The sequence below is a fragment of the Coprococcus sp. AM97-35 genome (assembly GCF_027697525.1).
Taxonomy (GTDB): domain Bacteria; phylum Bacillota; class Clostridia; order Lachnospirales; family Lachnospiraceae; genus Allocoprococcus; species Allocoprococcus comes.
The window spans coordinates 15,482-35,242 of sequence record NZ_JAQESL010000029.1 but is presented as its reverse complement, the minus strand read 5'-3'; the positions used below and the strand labels follow the sequence as shown (position 1 = coordinate 35,242).

17 protein-coding genes and 4 pseudogenes are annotated in these 19,761 nt (G+C 44.9%); 20 read left to right on the top strand and 1 reads right to left on the bottom strand.

What is annotated here, in order from left to right:
* The 19 genes and pseudogenes from PG840_RS14520 to PG840_RS14430 form a co-directional block, all read left to right on the top strand.
* A partial coding sequence (locus PG840_RS14520; protein WP_270613806.1) for a zinc-ribbon domain-containing protein occupies positions 1-297 on the top strand: 297 nt, incomplete at its 5' end.
* A gap of 106 nt (positions 298-403) precedes the next feature.
* A pseudogene (locus PG840_RS16960) lies at positions 404-736 on the top strand (zinc-ribbon domain-containing protein); the annotation flags it as partial.
* An 822-nt stretch (positions 737-1,558) separates the two neighbouring features.
* Positions 1,559-2,824 (top strand): annotated as a pseudogene (locus PG840_RS14510) (helicase); the annotation flags it as partial.
* A complete protein-coding gene (locus tag PG840_RS14505; RefSeq protein ID WP_001129922.1) occupies positions 2,805-3,179 on the top strand; it encodes a TnpV protein in 375 nt (124 codons plus the stop codon). The pseudogene PG840_RS14510 and the gene PG840_RS14505, both read left to right, overlap by 20 nt.
* Positions 3,180-3,562: 383 nt before the next feature.
* A complete protein-coding gene (gene tet(O), locus PG840_RS14500; protein ID WP_270613805.1) occupies positions 3,563-5,482 on the top strand; it encodes a tetracycline resistance ribosomal protection protein Tet(O) in 1,920 nt (639 codons plus the stop codon).
* A gap of 50 nt (positions 5,483-5,532) precedes the next feature.
* Complete coding sequence (gene tet(40), locus PG840_RS14495) at positions 5,533-6,753, top strand: tetracycline efflux MFS transporter Tet(40) (RefSeq protein ID WP_270613804.1); 1,221 nt, start codon at positions 5,533-5,535, stop codon at positions 6,751-6,753.
* A 599-nt stretch (positions 6,754-7,352) separates the two neighbouring features.
* Complete coding sequence (locus PG840_RS14490) at positions 7,353-7,862, top strand: sigma-70 family RNA polymerase sigma factor (RefSeq protein WP_002596252.1); 510 nt, start codon at positions 7,353-7,355, stop codon at positions 7,860-7,862.
* A 95-nt stretch (positions 7,863-7,957) separates the two neighbouring features.
* Positions 7,958-8,389 (top strand): sigma-70 family RNA polymerase sigma factor, encoded by a 432-nt coding sequence (locus tag PG840_RS14485; RefSeq protein ID WP_270233440.1) that lies wholly within the window; start codon positions 7,958-7,960, stop codon positions 8,387-8,389.
* Positions 8,390-8,465: 76 nt separating this feature from the next.
* Positions 8,466-8,939 (top strand): RNA polymerase sigma factor, encoded by a 474-nt coding sequence (locus PG840_RS14480; RefSeq protein WP_002596254.1) that lies wholly within the window; start codon positions 8,466-8,468, stop codon positions 8,937-8,939.
* A gap of 155 nt (positions 8,940-9,094) precedes the next feature.
* Positions 9,095-10,126, top strand: coding sequence for an AAA family ATPase (locus tag PG840_RS14475; protein ID WP_002596255.1), 1,032 nt, complete (start codon positions 9,095-9,097; stop codon positions 10,124-10,126).
* A 330-nt stretch (positions 10,127-10,456) separates the two neighbouring features.
* The gene (locus PG840_RS14470; protein ID WP_004613323.1) at positions 10,457-10,636 is read left to right on the top strand and encodes a hypothetical protein; all 180 of its coding nucleotides are present in this window, start codon (positions 10,457-10,459) and stop codon (positions 10,634-10,636) included.
* Between the two features lie 6 nt (positions 10,637-10,642).
* Positions 10,643-11,608, top strand: coding sequence for a MobV family relaxase (mobV, locus tag PG840_RS14465; RefSeq protein WP_002596256.1), 966 nt, complete (start codon positions 10,643-10,645; stop codon positions 11,606-11,608).
* Between the two features lie 8 nt (positions 11,609-11,616).
* Entirely contained in the window at positions 11,617-12,471 is an 855-nt protein-coding gene (locus PG840_RS14460; RefSeq protein WP_002596257.1) for a ParB/RepB/Spo0J family partition protein, read from the top strand.
* Between the two features lie 45 nt (positions 12,472-12,516).
* Positions 12,517-12,747: a YdbC family protein gene (locus tag PG840_RS14455; protein ID WP_002596258.1), complete on the top strand. Its 231-nt coding sequence runs from the start codon at positions 12,517-12,519 to the stop codon at positions 12,745-12,747.
* Between the two features lie 70 nt (positions 12,748-12,817).
* Entirely contained in the window at positions 12,818-13,009 is a 192-nt protein-coding gene (locus PG840_RS14450) for a hypothetical protein (protein WP_002596259.1), read from the top strand.
* 54 nt (positions 13,010-13,063) lie between these two features.
* On the top strand, positions 13,064-14,977 hold the full coding sequence (locus tag PG840_RS14445; RefSeq protein ID WP_118725223.1) for a recombinase family protein: 1,914 nt from the start codon (positions 13,064-13,066) through the stop codon (positions 14,975-14,977).
* Positions 14,914-15,480: pseudogene (locus PG840_RS14440) on the top strand (helicase); the annotation flags it as partial. The gene PG840_RS14445 and the pseudogene PG840_RS14440, both read left to right, overlap by 64 nt.
* A gap of 70 nt (positions 15,481-15,550) precedes the next feature.
* Positions 15,551-15,775: pseudogene (locus PG840_RS14435) on the top strand (septation protein SpoVG family protein); the annotation flags it as partial.
* Positions 15,776-15,835: 60 nt separating this feature from the next.
* Positions 15,836-16,756 (top strand): DUF6674 family protein, encoded by a 921-nt coding sequence (locus tag PG840_RS14430; protein WP_270613802.1) that lies wholly within the window; start codon positions 15,836-15,838, stop codon positions 16,754-16,756.
* A gap of 413 nt (positions 16,757-17,169) precedes the next feature.
* Here PG840_RS14430 and PG840_RS14425 read toward each other — a convergent pair whose 3' ends face one another.
* The gene (locus tag PG840_RS14425) at positions 17,170-17,904 is read right to left on the bottom strand and encodes a GntR family transcriptional regulator (protein WP_117835049.1); all 735 of its coding nucleotides are present in this window, start codon (positions 17,902-17,904) and stop codon (positions 17,170-17,172) included.
* A gap of 292 nt (positions 17,905-18,196) precedes the next feature.
* Between PG840_RS14425 and PG840_RS14420 the strand changes: the two genes are divergently transcribed.
* A complete protein-coding gene (locus PG840_RS14420) occupies positions 18,197-19,750 on the top strand; it encodes an amidohydrolase (RefSeq protein WP_270613801.1) in 1,554 nt (517 codons plus the stop codon).
* Positions 19,751-19,761 lie beyond the last annotated feature (11 nt).

The following is a 19,761-nucleotide window of genomic DNA, read 5'->3' as shown; positions in this document are numbered from 1 at the left end:
TCCGGTGCGAGAGTGATTGCAGGTATTAACGATTTGGCGACATTAGAGCCGCTACTGGTAAAGCAGTGGTCGAAAAAGAATAAGATAAAACCGACAGAGGTTTCTATTGGTTCTCATAAGAAAGTGATTTGGAGATGCGAGAAAGGTCACGAGTGGGAAGCTGTCGTTAAGAGCAGGACAATAAATAAAACGGGTTGCCCGTACTGCTCCCATAATAAAGTGTTGGCAGGCTTTAATGACCTTGCAACACTTCTGCCGGATATAGCAGCCGAGTGGTCGGACAGAAATTATCCGTAAGTGTAAGGATTGTGGCAGAGAGTGGAACACTCTTATTTCTACCCGTTCCGGTGGTAGTAAATGCCCGTATTGCAGTGGGTACATATTCCTGAAAGGATTTAACGATTTGCAGACAACACACCCTGAAATTGCTTCGGAGTGGTCAGAAAAGAACTTGCCGTTGAAACCTGATGAAGTAAATGCAAAGTCGAGAAAAAATGTCTGGTGGAGATGCGGTAAATGTGGTAACGAGTGGAAATCAGTTATCAATGCCCGTGTAAAAGGTACGGTATGCCCTGTTTGTGCGGAGAGAGAAGTCCTTGCCGGATATAATGATTTGGCGACCACAGACAGTCAGCTTCTCAGCGAATGGGATTATGAACAGAATAAATTGAAACCTACAGAGGTATCACGAACTTCGGCAAAGAGAGCATGGTGGAAATGCAGACACGGTCATTCGTGGAGTATGAAGATAAATGAAAGAACGATATTGAAGAAAGGCTGTCGAATTTGTGAGCAGGAGTATTTATCTCTATTTCCTGCTTTGGCTGTCAGCTATTATTCTAATAAGAAAGGCTTGAAAGCAGAACTTGGTTCTGACCGATTGCTTGGAGTTCCGCTTGAAACATACATACCTTCAGAAAAGTTGGCTATTGAGTCAGGAAGTGCTGACGAGAATATAGAAATAATGAAAGCATATATGTGTGAGCAACGAGGAATAAGACTGATTAAACTGCCGATGAAAGGCACTGAACTGGATTATGCCGACAGCTTAAAAAGAGCTTTTCAGAACGTACATATATTTATTTCTTCTGATACAGAGGAAGATGTGGAGATAATCAAAAATGCAACAGCGGTTCTTGAGATAGAGCAGTGGAACAAAATTTTTGGCAGATGGGTCAACCGAGGTGCAAGAGGTATTGCTGTTTTTGCTGATGAAAACCGTTCACGGCAAAGACTGACACATTACTTTGACATTTCAGATACTCACGAAAGCAGATATTCAAGAACAGTCCCGGTTTGGGATATGCGTCAGGAATACGAAGCTGATGTGATTGAAACATTGGAAAGCACTTTCGGAGAGATTGAGAATAAGAGCAGTCTTGCCGAAGCAATTATGGGAGCAGCAAGAAATGCGGCAGAGGATAATATCCCTGATTATCTGCAAGACCTTTACTATGCAACCGAGGGCAGTTCATTTGAGGAAGTGGAAGAGGATATTGTGGCTTCCATTTATAAAAATGTTGTAGCAAACAGTGTGGCATATATGATGATGTCAAGGCTTGAAAGACAGAGGGCAATCTTAGAACAGCAGCTTGAGGAGATAACCGGAGGAATTGCAGAACTCAAGCGAAACCGAGGGGAAAACTTCTCCATAAAACAGCTTGAAAAGTCAAAGAAATCCATCAAGCAGAAACTTGATAAACTCAATGACCAGACGAAAAAAGATGATGTTGTAACCTTTGAGGAACTTGGTGTAGACAGGCTTTTTGTTGATGAAAGCCATTATTACAAGAACCTTTATCTTTATACAAAAATGCGTAATGTGGGCGGTATCGCACAGACGGAAGCACAGAAATCTTCCGACCTCTTTATGAAGTGTCGTTACCTTGACGAGATTACCGGAGGGCGAGGAACCGTATTTGCAACGGGTACACCTATCTCAAACAGTATGGTGGAACTCTATACGATACAGCGATATTTGCAGTACAACACGCTTGTGAAAAATGGGTTGCAGCACTTTGATGCCTGGGCTTCCACTTTCGGAGAAACCATTACGGCAGTGGAACTCACACCGGAAGGAACAGGATACAGAGCAAAGACAAGGTTCGCAAAATTCTATAACTTGCCTGAACTAATGGCGATGGTCAAGGAGATAGCGGACATTAAAACAGCAGATATGTTGAACCTGCCAGTACCTGAAGCAAAGTATCATAACATTGCAGTAAAGCCGTCGGAAATGCAGAAGGAAATAGTTGCTTCCCTTGCAGAGAGAGCCGAGCAGGTGCGTGGCGGCGGTGTGGATTCAAGCGTAGATAATATGCTGAAAATCACGAATGACGGAAGAAAACTGGCTCTTGACCAACGTATGCTAAACGATATGCTGCCTGATTTTGAGGGCAGTAAAATCAATGCCTGCGTCGATAACATCTATCGGATATGGAAAGAAAATGCCGACAAGAAATCAGCACAGCTTGTGTTTTGTGACCTTTCCACGCCGAAGAATGATGGCACATTTTCCGTCTATAACGACATCAGAAAGAAGCTGATTGAGAGAGGTATTCCTGAAAGTGAAGTGAAGTTCATACACGAAGCCGACACGGATATGAAGAAAAAGGAGCTGTTCCAAAAGACCCGCAAGGGAGAAGTCAGAGTGCTTCTCGGCTCTACTCAGAAGATGGGAGCAGGAACGAATGTGCAAGACAAGCTTATCGCACTTCACGACGTGGATTGTCCGTGGCGACCTTCAGATGTAGGACGGATTTTGCGGACATTCAAAATAAAAAAGAATGTGGAGGTAACAGACAATGGCAAAATCATTATTTGAGGAACTGGGCGGCAAATACGAAAGGCAAGGGGATTATTTGATACCGTGCTTAACTGTACCCGCCGAAGAAGAACAGGCAATAGGCATCTGGGGGCAACGGCATTTAGATTATCTAAAACAGTACCGTAAAGTTACATACACCAATCTTCTTACAAGCGGCAGGCTAAACGCCTACCTTGCCGACATCAACAGACAGGCACAGGAACGCTTTGAAAGGCTCATAGAGGGTATGAAACAGGCACAGGGCATAACGGAACAGCTAAAGGCAGAAAACGCCTTAGAATGGACAGGATGCCTCAATAACATAAGGGCTTGTGCGAGGGAGATTGTGGAAAAGGAAATTATTTTTGCATAAACAGATGATTAGTGGCAGGGGGAAATCCTGCCGCTTTTTCTGCTTTAGTTTGTCAGCTTGACAAATAAAGGGTCTTGACAAATAAAGGGTTAAGGAATATAATTAGATTCAGTATTATACAAGGAGTTAATAAATATGCGGCAAGGTATTCTTAAATAAACTGTCAATTTGATAGTGGGAACAAAAAGTAGCAGTCTCGTTTCACTTTTAATATGGGGCTTAGTTTTTTGTACCCAGTTTAAGAATACTTTTATCATGTAATTTTATATGCCCGAAAACATATAAGTGTTTTGGGGCTATTGGAGTTATTTACCCAGTGATAGGAGTATTTATCACTGGGTATTTTTATGCCCTTTTTTGGGTGTTGATAGGAGGAAAATCACATGAAAATAATTAACATAGGCATTCTGGCTCACGTTGACGCAGGAAAGACAACATTAACGGAAAGTTTATTGTATACCAGTGGTGCAATTGCAGAACTAGGGAGCGTAGATGAAGGCACAACAAGGACAGATACAATGAATTTGGAGCGTCAAAGGGGAATCACTATCCAGACAGCAGTGACATCTTTTCAGTGGGAGGATGTAAAAGTCAACATTATAGATACGCCAGGCCATATGGATTTTTTGGCGGAAGTATACCGTTCTTTATCCGTATTAGACGGAGCAGTATTATTAGTTTCTGCAAAGGATGGCATACAGGCACAGACCCGTATACTGTTTCATGCACTACAGACAATGAAGATTCCGACAATTTTTTTCATCAATAAAATTGACCAAGAGGGGATTGATTTGCCAATGGTATATCGAGAAATGAAAGCAAAGCTTTCTTCGGAAATTATAGTGAAGCAAAAGGTTGGGCAGCATCCCCATATAAATGTAACGGACAATGACGATATGGAACAGTGGGATGCGGTAATTATGGGAAACGATGAACTATTAGAGAAATATATGTCAGGGAAACCGTTTAAAATGTCAGAACTGGAACAGGAAGAAAACAGGAGATTCCAAAACGGAACGTTATTTCCCGTTTATCACGGAAGCGCTAAAAACAATCTGGGGATTCGGCAGCTTATAGAAGTGATTGCCAGTAAATTTTATTCATCAACGCCTGAAGGTCAATCTGAACTATGCGGGCAGGTTTTTAAGATTGAATATTCAGAGAAAAGGCGGCGTTTTGTTTATGTGCGTATATATAGCGGAACATTGCATTTGAGGGATGTTATTAGAATATCTGAAAAAGAGAAAATAAAAATCACAGAGATGTGTGTTCCGACAAACGGTGAATTATATTCATCCGATACAGCCTGCTCTGGTGATATTGTAATTTTACCAAATGATGTTTTGCAGCTAAACAGTATTTTGGGGAACGGAATACTGTTGCCGCAGAGAAAATTTATTGAAAATCCTCTCCCTATGCTCCAAACAACGATTGCAGTAAAGAAATCTGAACAGCGGGAAATATTGCTTGGGGCACTTACAGAAATTTCAGATGGCGACCCTCTTTTAAAATATTATGTGGATACTACAACGCATGAGATTATACTTTCTTTTTTGGGGAAAGTGCAGATGGAAGTCATTTGTGCCATCCTTGAGGAAAAATATCATGTGGAGGCAGAAATAAAAGAGCCTACTGTTATATATATGGAAAGACCGCTTAGAAAAGCAGAATATACCATCCACATAGAAGTCCCGCCAAATCCTTTCTGGGCTTCTGTCGGGTTGTCCATAGAGCCGCTCCCTATTGGAAGCGGAGTGCAGTATGAAAGCAGAGTTTCACTTGGATATTTAAATCAATCGTTCCAAAATGCGGTTATGGAGGGGGTTCTTTATGGCTGCGAGCAGGGGCTGTATGGATGGAAAGTGACAGACTGTAAAATCTGTTTTGAATATGGATTGTATTATAGTCCTGTAAGTACCCCCGCAGACTTTCGGCTGCTTTCCCCTATCGTATTGGAGCAGGCTTTAAAAAAAGCAGGGACAGAACTATTAGAGCCATATCTCCACTTTGAAATTTATGCACCGCAGGAATATCTCTCACGGGCGTATCATGATGCTCCAAGGTATTGTGCAGATATTGTAAGTACTCAGATAAAGAATGACGAGGTCATTCTGAAAGGAGAAATCCCTGCTAGATGTATTCAAGAATACAGGAACGATTTAACTTATTTCACAAATGGGCAGGGAGTCTGCTTGACAGAGTTAAAAGGATACCAGCCAGCTATTGGTAAATTTATTTGCCAACCCCGCCGCCCGAATAGCCGTATAGATAAGGTTCGGCATATGTTCCACAAGTTAGCTTAACAGCTTGCAAAAGTCATATAAAATGAGATTTGAAAGGAGAATGTAACTTCATGTTTGCTAAAAATTCAAAGGCATATTCTGTCTACCTGCTGTTCCGATTTGTCTGTTCCCTGGCGGTTTCTATGTCCACAGTGCTTTCCATCGTGTACCACCTGGAGGTGGTGCAGCTGGATGCTTTCCAGCTTGTCCTGGTAGGGACGGTTCAGGAGACCTCCTGCTTTCTGTTCGAGATACCCACCGGTGTGGTGGCGGATTTGTATAGCCGTCGGCGCTCGGTGCTGATTGGAATGTTCCTCTACGGCCTGGGCTTTCTGATGGAGGGTGCGCTACCGTGGTTCGCGCCGGTTCTGCTGGCCCAGGTTGTCTGGGGTTGCGGTGATACCTTCATCACCGGCTCTCTGGAGGCGTGGATTGCCTCGGAGGAAGAGGACAAACCCATAGACAAGGTGTTCCTGCGGGGCAGTCAAATGGGGCAAATCGGCGGCGTTCTGGGCGTGGTGCTGGGCACACTGCTGGGAAACATAAACCTGCAAATGCCTGTCATCTTGGGGGGCAGTTTGTGCTTGTTGTTGGGGCTGGTGTTGGTTCGCATCATGCCAGAAACCAACTTCTCCCCTGCTATTGAGGAACGGCAGGGCTTGCTTAAAGACTTTGTCTGCCTGTTCAAGCTCAACCTGGGCTTTGTGAAAGGCGCACCTGTGTTGCTGACGCTCTTAGCAATCACACTATGCGGGGGACTTGCCAGTGAAGGCTTTGACCGGCTCTCCACCGCTCATTTTCTGGATGACACGGTAATACCCGTTATCGGGCCGCTGAACAGCGTCACTTGGTTCGGTGTTATCAGTCTTATCGGCAGCGGCTTAGGTATTCTGGCTTCTCAGTTGCTCATCGCCCGCATGGAGAAAAAAGGGACTGTCAGCCGAACCAGTGTGGTCATGTCCACCAGCGCCGGGTATATCCTGTGCCTGGTTCTCTTCGCGGTGGGGCGGAGCTTTTGGTTCATGTTGTTGGTGTTCCTGCTGGCGGGGCTTATGCGCACCATCAAGGAGCCTGTGCTGGCCGCCTGGATGAACGACCATGTGGATGAGAAAATGCGCGCCACAGTCTTTTCCACCAGCGGACAGCTGGACTCTTTCGGGCAGATCATCGGCGGGCCTATTGTGGGGCTGGTAGCCCAGCAGGTGTCCATACCCTGGGGGCTGGTCTGTACCGCTTTCCTGCTGTTGCCCGCGCTGTTCTTAGTGCCGGTGGCGGGAAAGAAGCGGGATTGATATGGCATAGTTAAGTTTACTGACGAGCGGGAGATTACTTCCGCTCGTCTTCATTTAGTAGCGCAAAATTTGAGGACTCTTTATTTCCTTATTCGGTATAGCGGAGGCGGCTGTCAATTCGACATAATTTTCTTGTGATACTTTACCGTACATGAGCATTTGTTTCGTATTTGAAAGAACAAACTCACCAAATAAAAAAAACGATATTCGGGTGGGTTATTTTGTTATACCCTAAATTACCCTCTGAATTTGTTTTTAAATTTGGAGGGATTTTTTTATGTCCTTTTTTCGGGCAGTTATCTATCTGCTCATACGAAGCAAAATTTATCAATACATAGCATATCAGAGAACGGCAGGAAACCAGTTAAAAAAATTTCTGCCTATGCAACGGCACTTCCTGCCTTGAATGTAGAAGTACAATCTCCATACAACAGAATTAATATTTCCCATAACCGTAAAGGTCATAGAGCCTTTGCGGTTTTTCTTTTGTCGATTTTTGTTGGAAAGTGCCATAGGGCTATTAGTGGTGTTAGGTGTCGTTCGCCACCTCTCCATCTGGATTTTGAACATTTCAAAAATTCAGATGGGAGGTACTTACAGTGAAATACGCACCGAGAAAGGTATATATCAAGGAAAGCGGCAGATATGTGGAACTGTCCTATACGGATTTCTGCCGCCGCAGGGAATCCGACCAGACCTATATGGACAAGCTGTTTATCCCCATTCAAGGCTGTCTGCTTGAAGTCGTGAGGGAGCAATACACGGACTTCTACCGAGATAAGGAACGGTGGCGTTATCTGAAAAAATTAGATACGAAGAACAGCCTGCTTTCTCTGGATGGATTTACGGACAGCGAGGGGAAGCCTTTAGACTTTATCGCTGATGAAGCGGCAGACATTGCGGAAACCGTTGTCAATGCGGTTATGGTGGACAGGCTGAAAGCCGCCCTGCCTTTGCTGTCGGATAGTGAACAGGAATTGATACAGGCAATCTTTTTTGACGGACTTTCTGAGCGTGAAGTCGGGGCGAGGTTCGGCATAACCCAGAGCGTTGTGAACAAACGCAAAGCCAGAATCCTAAGAAAACTAAGAAAGATAATAGAAAATTAAAATTTAAGGCGTTCAGCCCCCTTGTTTTTTCCTTTGGGAAAATGAGGGGGTTTTTCTCTGCCCTCTCAATCAATTCTGATTGGAGGAAAAGAAGCATGGCATATAACCACGGATGGGAGGACAGGAAATGGCGTATCTGGAAAGAAGCGGAGGAAAAGCTGCTGCGTGAGTGCGGCGTTGATGAAGCGACCATTGAGCAGATACGCATTGCGGACAGGGCAGACTTCAATTCCAACAGGCGGTTTTACCGATGGACGAATGACATTGCGGAATACCTTGAGGACATGGCAGACAGGGAGCGGCAGACGGAAGTGGGTACGGTTGCGGAGTTACTGGACGAGATTGAGAGCGAAAATCTCTATCAAGTATTAGTCGCGGTGGACGGGCGTACCTTGAAAATCGTCCTGCTGAAAATGCAGGGGTATTCCACAAAGGAGATTGCCCCGCTCGTGCATTTGACGACTGGTGCCATCTATGCGAGGTTAGACCATCTGCGGAAGAAGCTACGAAAATTTTATAGCGTCTAAAACAGCCTGCCGTCCTGCGGGCTACTGGGTGAGGGATGGAAATCCCCTCACTTATTTTTTGCAGGAGGCAAGCGGGATGGCATACAGAGTTAAGGCGTACACGCTTCGGGAGGAATCCACGGAAAGCGGCACAAGGTATTTTATCAGCTTTAAGGACGGGCAGGGCAAATCCCACGAGTTGGAAGTGTCGGAACAGTTCTTTATGGAGTTTCGGCAGATGGAACGCAGGAACAGGAATCTCCTCCAATGGGACGAGCGGCACAGGGAGTTTTCGGAAGTATGGGACGAAACGCTGAACAGGCGGGCGTTGAAGCTGCCTAAGAGCATAGAGGAACAAATGATTGAGGCAGAACGGGCAGAACTGCTCTGTAAGGCGGTTGACGGACTGCCAGAGATACAAAGGCGGCGTTTCCTGCTCTACTACGAGTATGAGTTCAATTTTTACCAAATCGCCGCTATGGAGCATTGCACCGCTTCGGCAATACAGAAATCTGTTGCGATTGCAAAGGAGAAAGTAAAGGCGGAAATGAGGAAGTATCTCCAACCGTGACCGACACCGCCCGAAAAAGAAATCTGTTTTTTATTTGTGTGGGATTGGCGGCATTACATACTCTCACTTTTTCTTCGTGGGAGTAAATCTATTTTTAAGGAGGTCAACGCCTATGTGCAACGAAAACAAAAACACCGCCCGAAAGGAGGAAAGCCATGCAGAAGTTACAGACAGTCAACGCCGAAACGCTCCTTTATGAACCGCTTGAGAAGCCGTCCTTTGTGGTGGACAGCCTTATCCCCACAGGCTTGTCGCTGTTCTGCGGTTCACAGAAGATAGGAAAGAGCTGGCTCATGCTGAAGCTATGTTTATGCGTGTCGCAGGGACTTCCCTTGTGGGATATGCCGACAATGGAGGGCGACGTGCTTTACCTCTGCCTTGAGGACACGTTCTGCCGTATACAGGACAGGCTGTTCCGATTGACGAACGAAGCGAGCAGGCGGCTTCACTTTGCCGTGGCAAGCTGCAAGCTGTCAGACGGTCTTATCGTGCAGCTTGAAGATTATCTGAAAGATTACCCAAACAGCAGGCTTATTGTCATTGACACTTTGCAGAAAGTCCGTACAGCTTCAAAAGACAATGCCTACGCAAGCGACTATGGGGACATCTCACTAATCAAAGACTTTGCCGACAGGCATTCATTGGCGGTCATTGTCGTACACCACATCCGAAAGCAGAATGACAGCGATGTGTTCAACAAGGTGTCTGGGACGACAGGCTTAACGGGGAGTGCGGACGCTACCTTTGTTCTGGAAAAGGAGAAACGGGCATCCGACACCGCCAAGCTGTATGTGACGGGCAGGGACACGCCCTATCAGGAATACACGCTGCGTTTCCGTGATTGCAGTTGGGAACTTGTGGAGAGAAAAACGCAGGAGCAGCTTGCGAAAGAAACGATACCAGACGTCCTTTTTCGGTTGGTGGATTTTATGAGGGATAAGGAAGAATGGGCAGGCACGGCAACGGAGCTGTTAGCCGCTATGAGGGAAACGGAAACCATACCCACGGTGATTACGAAATGGCTCAATGAATACCGCACCACATTTTTAAATGAGAACCATATCGTTTATCAGTACAGCCGCAAAAAACACGGCAGGCAGATTTCGCTTGCAAAGCGGGCGGGTGACAGCGGTGACGGTGGTGACAGCGATATTGGGATACCCCCTGTTACTGTCATTGACGCTTAAAGCCGTGTAAAGCTGGCGACTCTGCCCTGCGGGTGACAGCGGTGACGGCGGTGACAGTGATTTTAGGATACCCTGCCGCTGTCATCCCTGCGGGAGAACACCCCGTAAACGCAAAGTGCAGGCGTAGGATTTACCCGCCCTTTTCGGCGTGTAAAACCACCCCTGCGGTCAGAAAAATCCTTCCGATTTTTCCGACTGCGTTTACAGGGTGTAACACACTACACTTTGCCCTGCAAAGTCGTGTGCCAGACGTTCCCTCTGGACTCCCTTATGGCAGGTCTTACGCCCTGCTTATCCTACGCTCCACGCTTCGGATAAAAGAATGGCAGCATGACGGTGACGGCTCTTGCGAGGGGGTATTCCAAAAACACCGTCATCATCGACATGACCGTCATGCAGGGAATAAGGGTGACAGTTGAGGCAGTCGGTAGGGGGTATCCCAAAACTGCTGTCACCGCCGTCACCGCTGTCACCCAAAGGGCAGTTTACCCGCCGAAGAAAGGAAGATGATGAATTATGCCCTATGCAATCCTGCGTTTCCAGAAACGCAAAGCGGGCGGCGTTGCGGCTTGCGAACGCCACAACGAGCGTAAAAAAGAAGCCTATAAAAGCAATCCAGATATAGATATGGAACGCTCGAAAGATAACTACCATCTTGTGAATCCGCCGAGGTACACCTACAAGAAAGAGATTAACCGCATGGTAGCCGAAGCAGGGTGCAGGACGAGGAAAGATAGCGTGATGATGGTGGAAACGCTTATCACGGCTTCGCCAGAATTTATGAACAGCCTGCCGCCCAAAGAACAGAAAGCGTATTTTACGATGGCTCTGGATTTCATTTCAGAGCGTGTCGGGGAGAAAAATATCCTCTCCGCAGTCGTCCACATGGACGAGAGAACGCCGCATATGCACCTCTGTTTTGTGCCGATTACACCAGACAATAAGCTGTCTGCCAAAACAATTTTAGGCAATCAAAAGAGCCTGTCCGAATGGCAGACCGCCTACCATGAGCGGATGTCCTCACGGTGGAATCAGCTTGAAAGAGGTCAGTCCTCAATGGAAACGAAGCGGAAACATGTCCCCACATGGCTCTATAAGTTGGGCGGCAGGCTTGATAAACAGTATGAGGAAATTGTGTCTGCACTGTCCGACATCAACGCCTTTAATGCAGGGAAGAAGCGTGACAAGGCTCTGGAACTGATTGCGGCATGGCTCCCAGACGTGGAGAAATTCTCAAAGGAAATCAGTAAGCAGAGTGCCTATATCAATAGCCTAAAGGAGCAAATCGGGCAGGAATCAGACTATGCGGGGCGTATGCGTGATGAAAAGTATGAGCAGGAACTAAAGGTGCAGAAAGCGAACCAGAAGATATTTGAGTTGCAGAGAACCAACGAGCAGATGGGGCGGCTGCTCTCAAAGATACCGCCCGAAGTGTTGGAAGAATTGCAGAAAAACCATAAAAGCAGAGCGAAAGAAAGGTAGATATGTGAATGAAGAAACAGGATTTTAAGGTGTTAAAGACCAAAGACTTGTACCCGTTTCCCGACAATCCGTTTCATGTGGCAGAGGATGAAACGCTGTCAGAATTAGCGGAAAGCATCAAGGAATTTGGCATTGTCACGCCGATAATCACACGCCCGAAAGAGGACGGGAACGGCTATGAAGTGATTGCAGGGCAGCGGCGTGTCCGTGCGTCTGAACTTGCAGGGATAAATACCGTGCCTGCGTTTGTCCTGCCCTTAGACCGTGACCGAGCCATCATCACCCTTGTAGACAGTAATTTACAGCGTGAGAATATCCTGCCATCAGAGCGGGCGTTTGCCTACAAGATGAAATCCGAAGCCATGAAGCGGCAGGGTTTCCGCACAGACTTAACCTCGTCACAAGTTGTGACGAAGTTGCGGACGGACGACAAGGTGGCACAGGGCTTCGGCGTAGGCAGGATGACCGTACAAAGATTTATCCGTTTGACGGAACTGATACCGCCGATTTTGCGGATGGTGGACGAGGGGAAAATCGCCCTCACGCCTGCGGTGGAACTGTCCTTTTTGAAGAAAGACGAGCAGGAAAACCTCTTTGCCACGATGGAGAGCGAAGAAGCAACGCCCTCACTCTCACAGGCACAGCGGATGAAAAGCCTAAGCCAGAGCGGGCGGCTTGACATGGATACGATATTTGCAATTATGACGGAGGAAAAGGGAAACCAGAAAGAAACCTTGAAAATCAACACAAGCAAGCTGAAAAAGTATTTTCCGAAGAACACAACGCCGAAGCAGATGGAGGAAACCATCATTAAACTTTTGGAGCGTGAATTGCAGAGGAAACGGGGCAGGGACAGCCGCTAATCTTCTCTTTTCGGGAGGTAAATGCAGAAAATTGAGGTATGAAGAATGAAAGAAATCCAGTATGAGATTGTAAAGGAAATCGCCGTATTGTCTAAGGGCGACAGCGGCTACACAAAAGAAATCAATCTTATCTCATGGAACGGAAGAGAGCCGAAATATGACATCCGCAGCTTTTCCCCGAACCGTGAGAAGTGCGGAAAGGGTATCACGTTGAACGCTGATGAAGCAGCAGCACTCCTTGAAGCATTACAGAAAGAAGTAAACAGCGGGGATTGATGGTATCTGATTGACAGGGCGGGGCGTTTCCAGACGTTCTCCTGCCCTGTCTGGAAAGGAAGATTTAAGTATGGGCGAGGATAAGAAAGCAGATAAAAAGAGAAAGCGTATCGTGCCGAAAGCACCAGTTCAGATGATAATCAGCCGTGAATATGTCGGCACGCAGACAGTCACAGAAGCGTTTATCCCGATTATTTCCGAGGATATTCGGAAGAAGATTGCCGAGGGCGACACCTTCGACAATGAGGGGCTGTCCGCTTAGAATGTACGCAATGGAACATGAAAACAGATAGGACAGATATGGAGGTTTTACAGTATGGCAGGAATAAGAATGGAGAACAAGATTTATGAAGTCGGCATGTACTGCCGCTTGTCAAAAGACGATGGCACGGATAACGAGAGTGCGAGCATTGCGACACAGAAATCTATCCTCACGGATTATGTGAAAAAGCAGGGATGGCACTTAGCAAAAACGTATGTGGACGACGGTTACTCTGGTACAAATTTCCAAAGACCAAGTTTCCAGAACATGATTAAGGACATTGAAAGCGGTCTGATAAACTGCGTTATCACGAAAGATTTATCTCGTCTGGGGAGGAACTATCTTGATTGCGGACTGTATCTGGAAGTGTTTTTCCCAGAGCATAATGTGAGGTATATAGCGGTCAATGACGGCGTGGACACGCTCAATAAATCCGCTATGGACATCACGCCTTTCCGCAACATCCTAAACGAAATGTATTCCGCCGATGTGTCGGTCAAGATAAAATCGGCGTACCGAGCGAGGTTTCAGCAGGGGAAATTCATGGGGACGACAGCACCATACGGTTACGTCAAAGACCCCGCCGACCACAACCATCTGCTGATAGATGACAAAGTTGCCCATGTGGTAAGGGAAATATTTGACCTTGCGTTAGCGGGCAACGGAATCGCCAAAATCCGCAAGCACATCAACAAACAGCATATCTTACGCCCCGCCGCTTATGCGGCGGAGCAGGGGGCAACAGGCTATGAGAGGTATTTTGAGGAGAATGAGGAGAACCGTTATATTTGGAGCGAGAACAGCGTAAGGGGCATTTTAAGAAGCCCGATATATGCGGGAAACCTTGCAGGCTACAAGCGGATTGCCGCCAACATGAAAAGCAAGAAACGCCCCTCTAAGCTGCCCGAAGAATGGGAAGTGATACCAGACACCCATGAGGGGATAGTCACGCAGGAGGAATTTGATACCGTACAGCAGCTTATTACAAGCCGCAGATTACCAGAAAACAAGGGCGGCTTTGAGAACATCTTTGCAGGCGTTATTAAGTGTGCGGACTGCGGCTATGCGATGCGGGCTATGAGTGCCAACAGGAGGAAACGCCCCGACATCATCGACTGCGTACAATATTCCTGCAATAATTATGGCAGATACGGTAATATCATGTGTACCGCACACAGCATTGAAGCGAGGGACTTGTTCAACGCTGTCCTCACCGACATCAACCGATTTGCGGATATGGCAGTCAATGATGAAAAGGCAGTGAGGGCGATTGAAAAGCGGCTCACGGAAACAGACCAGAGCAAGGCAAAGGCACTGGAAAAGGAGCAAAGAAAACTGAACAAACGCCTTGCAGAACTGGACAGGCTGTTTTCCTCACTCTATGAAGATAAGGTGATGGAGCGTATTACCGAGCGGAATTTTGAGATGATGTCGGGAAAATACCAGAAAGAACAGCTTGAAATTGAAGCAAGGCTGAAAGAGGTAACGGAAACGCTCAGCGACAGCTATGAGAAGACGCAGGGTGTCCGTGATTTCCTCTCCCTAATCCGCAACTATCAAGGCATTAAGGAACTGGACGCAACCATCATAAACGCACTTATAGACAAGATACTTGTTTCGGAACGTGAGAAACTTACAGACGGAATGGTGCGGCAGGAAATCAAGATTTATTATAAATTCATCGGCTTTGTCGGTGAATTACATATCACACCGACAAAGCGGTGGACTGCGTTAAAGCCTAAGAATTGTACGGTGTGCGGTGTTGAATATGTTCCCCGCTCTGGCATATCGAAGTATTGTCCTGCTTGTGCCAAGAAGATACAGAGGGAGAAATCAAACGAGAGCAAACGCAGGAGCAGGGAGCGAAACAGACAGGCATGTATTGAACTGTCCGCAAAAAATGACCGACTGATTTGGAGCAGCGTTCCGGTAGAATTGTCCGTCAGGGCAATGAAAATCCGCAGGTAGATATTTACCGTTATGTAACAGAGCAGACCTTTGATGCATACCTCTATCAGCTTGTGGAAGGTAAGCAGAAGTTCGCAAGTCAGATTATGACGAGCAAATCTCTGGTCAGGTCGGCAGAGGATATTGATGAAACCGCACTGTCCTATGCGGAGATAAAAATGCTTGCAACAGGCAATCCGTATATCAAAGAAAAGATGGACTTAGACATTCAGGTACAGAAGCGGAAGATGTTAAAATCCAATTTCTTATCAGAGAAATACGGACTGGGGGATAAGGTCATCAAGTTCTACCCACAACAGATTGCTTACTTGAAATCCCGTGTAGAGGGACTTACAAAAGATGTTGAAACAGCAAAATTACACCCGAAACCGATAGACGAGCAGCCGCTTGGAATGATGGTATCGGGTGTTTCTTATTCCGAAAAAGCCGAAGCAGGTCAGGCAATCATCAATACCTGCAAGTCAATGAACAGTCCTGATGCGATACCACTTGGCGAGTACCGTTCCACGAATAAGCGTAGGATTATGGGCGATTGCAGTGGCAGTAAAAAAGATTATTCTTTTCGGCTTGGTAATGCCTTCTTATAAGACAAAGCAGGTGGATGAACATGGAAAGCCAATTTATCAGGATGTCTGCTATCCGGTCACAAAGGATTTCAGGGAAAAACTCTATAATGAGATTATCTCAGAATATGAGAAAGCAAAGGATAAGAGCAACGAAAAGGCGAGGGAGAGTGCCGAGAAACATCATGGCAATCCCGATAAAGAGAAGGACAAAGAGGTTACACCATTTCGATAATTAGTAATCAGAGTTAAGGGGCGGCCAAGGCTGCCCCGTTTATAGAATGGAGGAAACAGAATGGATATAGAAGCAGGAAAAACACTTACCAACGAGGAGGTCATAAGAGAACTTCTCGAATTATTAAAGAAGAATGCCATGAAAGAGCAGGCAAATAATGTATTTGAGATATGCAGCTATGTGGACGGACTGGAGAAAAAGATTGATTCCATGAAGGAAGAACTCACCAATATGCAGAACCAGATCAAAGAAATGCAGGAAGATACACTTGTCAATAATGCTAAAAAGGCATTGTCAGAAGCACAGGAGCGACTTAATGCCAGATGTGAGCAGATAAAGTCACAGGTATTAGAAGTAAAAGCACAGGTTAAATCTACTGCTAAGAGCATAGTCGATGAAGCAAAGGCAAAGGGAAGAGCTGCATTATACAGGGTGTCGGAGTTCTTAGAAATTAAGAAAAGACTTCTTGATATGCGGGAAAATATAAGAGGTGCAATCAAGATCACGGATAAGGATATAGCAAAGACAGCACTTCTTGCAAAAGGATTTCGAGAAGCTGGTCAGACAGCAGCCAATGCATTTCGGACTTTTGCTGACAAGCCGGCGATGGATTACTCACAGAAAGAGCAGAAACATCCCATTACAAAGGCGGTGCTTGCACCTATGAAAGCAGTGAAAAAGATACTTGTATCAATGGAACTTCATCTGGATGCATCTATTGATAAGCTGGATAATCTAGCTATGAATGTGCAGCTTGATAAGGAAAAGCATATGGAGAATGCGAAGGTGCAGGAACAGACAGAGCCGGAGAGGGCAGAGGCTGAGCGAGTGGAAGCAGAGATTGTATATTCACCGATAGTTGCTGAACCACAGGAGTATCAGTATAATGCAGATGCATTTGAGGCTAGAGGAGTGGATGATGTGAAGCAGGAAGCGGCACATAAGGAAGTATCAAAGGTAAGAGAAGATAAAGCCAGATAGATGTGAGGACGTGGAAGAGATTCTGCGTCCTTTTTTACTTTATAGGAAAGACCGCCTACGGCGCTCTCTTGAATTGAAAAAGGCCCGCACGGAGGCGGGCACATTAAGCAGACGATTGATGGCTTAGAAGATATAAAAACCTTCTTCTCCAAAACCGTCATCAAGTTCATCATCATTTAAGAAATAAAACGCGTGCTTGCACATGAAACAGACGGAGCATTAAAAGTATTCAGTGATTTATTGAATATCTAATATGCAATTTGATAATAAAAGTTATGGATCAGACTTTTTGACATCCAAAACTATATAGCTTTATAAATAAAAGAAGCAGTTACTTCACGAAAATTCGTTAAGCAACTGCTTCTTTTATTATTTGTGGCATAGAATATTTACAGAGCGAACGGTTATTAAGGTTAAGGTCTTGTATAATCGTCCATATAAAACCGATATTGTTCTCCGCGGATATAGTCACGGCAAATATGAACAAGATTATAGTCTGTGTCAAAAATCTCGGAGTATAAATAGAATAAAGGTTCTCCATTGGTGACGCGTAAATGTTTGGCAAGCGAACCAGAAGCGCGTGCCAGTTCAAGGTACGAATTACGGGAGCCCTTAACCTGAATATGGTAGGAATCTTTTAGAAGCTGATAAAGGGAACCATCTAATGATTCATCTAAAAGAAATTCATATTTGGGATAAGGAAACAGATTGCTTTCGTAAATCATTGGGATACCATCGGCAAGATCGACACGTTCGATCAAGACTGCCTTTGAGCCAGTTGGAACATTCATTGTTTTGGCTTCTTCCTCAGATAACTCGGTTACGGAGCGTTTGATCACAAGGCGGGATGGAATACATCCATTTGCTTTACATGCATCAGCAAAGCCAAGAAGATGTTCCATTTTGCGTTGGATTTTGCGGGATTTTACAAAAGTTCCTTTTCCCTGACGTTTTACAAGATAATTTTCCTGACATAATTCTTCAACAGCACGTCTTACGGTGATGCGGCTGACTTTGTAATGTTCGCTTAATTCTATTTCAGTAGGTATTTTTTCGTTGTCCGGATAAGTGCCATCTTTGATTGCAGCTTTGATTGCTTCTTTTAGCTGCATATATAATGGAGTTTCTGCATTCATATCAAGTTTCATTATAATTCTCCTTTAAATATACAACGTATATTAGTTATAGATATACGATTCACAGATACATTATAGCGGAAACAGACTTAAATAACAACAAAATCAATCCATTTCGTAACAAAAAAAGTAAAAGATAAATCATATGACTGACAAAGATATTGTGCATATAATACAAAAATAAAAGTTTGATTTTAGTAAAAACATAGAAAGTAAACATATAACGTTATATAACGATTGCATATAACGTTATAATATGATATAACATAATCATCAAATGAAGCAATAAGAACGGAGGGAGAACATGGGAAAGCAAAAAGCAGATTATCTGTTAAGATCAGATCATATTTTTACATCTACTGTTGAGAACCCATTTGCAGGATATGTTGCAGTAAGCGGACAGAATATCCTGGCGGTTGGAACAGATGATGGAAGTGATTGGATTGACGAACAGACAGAGGTTCTGGAATTGGAAGATCAGTTGGTGACACCGGGATTTATTGATGTACATACTTTTTTTACGGGTTATGCGATTTTCCATATTGGAATTGATATGTCTGGCATAACATCGCAGGAAGAGTTTTTACAGAAGATAAAGGAACAGGTTGAAAAAGAGAAAGAACCTTCCACTGTATTTGGACATGGATGGAATCCAAACGGATTCGAAACGGAAGGTCTGGAAGAAAAGCTGAATGAAGCATATCCGGATCGGGCAGTTATCGTATTTGCAGCAGACCGCAGCACATGCATGATGAACCGGAAAGCGGAAGAAACATATGGATTTAATCCGAAAGAATGCTATCCGGAAGCCTATCACAAGATTATGCCGGAGTATTTAAATGATCGGGAATTCATAGAACCGGAATTTAAAGATTATATGAAGCTGATGAACAGCCGTGGAGTTACAACGGTAAAAGAAATGGGATTTGATGATTTTTATGGATTTGACTCATTTCTGAAAGAAAAAGAAGAACAGAAGGAATTGTCACTTCGAACATTTTTTATGTCGCAGCCGGTTGGTGAAGGAATCAACATTGAACATGGAAAAAGAATGAGAGAGAAGTTCCAGGGTGATTTCATCCGGTTCTCCGGATATAACCGAATGACAGACGGAACGGTGGCAAGTACAAAGGGTGATCTGTTAGAGCCTTATGAAGGAACGGACATGCATTGCAGTATCCAGGTGGATTATCCAATGATTGAAAAAGAAGTGCAGCTTGCTGATGAAAATGGATTCCGTTATTCACTGCATGCACAGGGGGATGGAGCAGTACATAAAGTGGCTGGTATTTTTGATAAATGTCAGAAGAAAGATGGAAAGCTTGTGAACCGTCATGCTGTGACAGATATGGAATTTTCCAATCCGGCAGATTTGAAAAAGATGGGTGAAATTGGTGTGACTGGAGAAATCTATTTCCAGATTATGTCATTGGATCCAGCGGATGATGTGAAAAAATCGATTGAAGAGACGATCGGAACAGAGCGAGGCAAGTATTTCTGGAATCGAAGAGGTATGCTTGATGGAGGAATGACATTATCAGGAGCAACAGATCTGCCACTGATGATCACAGACATTCCGGAAGCAATTTTCCATGGCTGTGGTGGATATTTCCCAGATGGAAAAGAACAGTACAATGTACAGAACACGATTACAATCGCTGAAATGTTAAAAGCATGGACGTATGGTGGAGCTTATAACATAGGAATGGAAGATAAGCTTGGAACGTTAGAAGCAGGAAAACTGGCAGATATAGCAGTTCTTGATCGGAATGTCTTTGAAGTACCGATGAGCGAGATGAGAGATGTAAAAGTTTCCATGACAATGGTAAATGGAAAACTGGTATATACAAAAGAATAATAAAAAATTAT

What these genes read in the sequence shown, in the direction of transcription:
- PG840_RS14470 (WP_004613323.1), top strand. Translation starts at nt 10,457, where the DNA reads ATGACGGTGACGGCTCTTGCGAGGGGGTATTCCAAAAACACCGTCATC.
- PG840_RS14505 (WP_001129922.1), top strand. Translation starts at nt 2,805, where the DNA reads ATGGCAAAATCATTATTTGAGGAACTGGGCGGCAAATACGAAAGGCAA.
- PG840_RS14420 (WP_270613801.1), top strand. Translation starts at nt 18,197, where the DNA reads ATGGGAAAGCAAAAAGCAGATTATCTGTTAAGATCAGATCATATTTTT.
- PG840_RS14430 (WP_270613802.1), top strand. Translation starts at nt 15,836, where the DNA reads ATGGATATAGAAGCAGGAAAAACACTTACCAACGAGGAGGTCATAAGA.
- PG840_RS14475 (WP_002596255.1), top strand. Translation starts at nt 9,095, where the DNA reads ATGCAGAAGTTACAGACAGTCAACGCCGAAACGCTCCTTTATGAACCG.
- PG840_RS14445 (WP_118725223.1), top strand. Translation starts at nt 13,064, where the DNA reads ATGGCAGGAATAAGAATGGAGAACAAGATTTATGAAGTCGGCATGTAC.
- PG840_RS14480 (WP_002596254.1), top strand. Translation starts at nt 8,466, where the DNA reads ATGGCATACAGAGTTAAGGCGTACACGCTTCGGGAGGAATCCACGGAA.
- PG840_RS14460 (WP_002596257.1), top strand. Translation starts at nt 11,617, where the DNA reads ATGAAGAAACAGGATTTTAAGGTGTTAAAGACCAAAGACTTGTACCCG.
- PG840_RS14455 (WP_002596258.1), top strand. Translation starts at nt 12,517, where the DNA reads ATGAAAGAAATCCAGTATGAGATTGTAAAGGAAATCGCCGTATTGTCT.
- mobV (WP_002596256.1), top strand. Translation starts at nt 10,643, where the DNA reads ATGCCCTATGCAATCCTGCGTTTCCAGAAACGCAAAGCGGGCGGCGTT.
- PG840_RS14485 (WP_270233440.1), top strand. Translation starts at nt 7,958, where the DNA reads ATGGCATATAACCACGGATGGGAGGACAGGAAATGGCGTATCTGGAAA.
- PG840_RS14425 (WP_117835049.1), bottom strand. Translation starts at nt 17,904, where the DNA reads ATGAAACTTGATATGAATGCAGAAACTCCATTATATATGCAGCTAAAA.
- PG840_RS14450 (WP_002596259.1), top strand. Translation starts at nt 12,818, where the DNA reads ATGGGCGAGGATAAGAAAGCAGATAAAAAGAGAAAGCGTATCGTGCCG.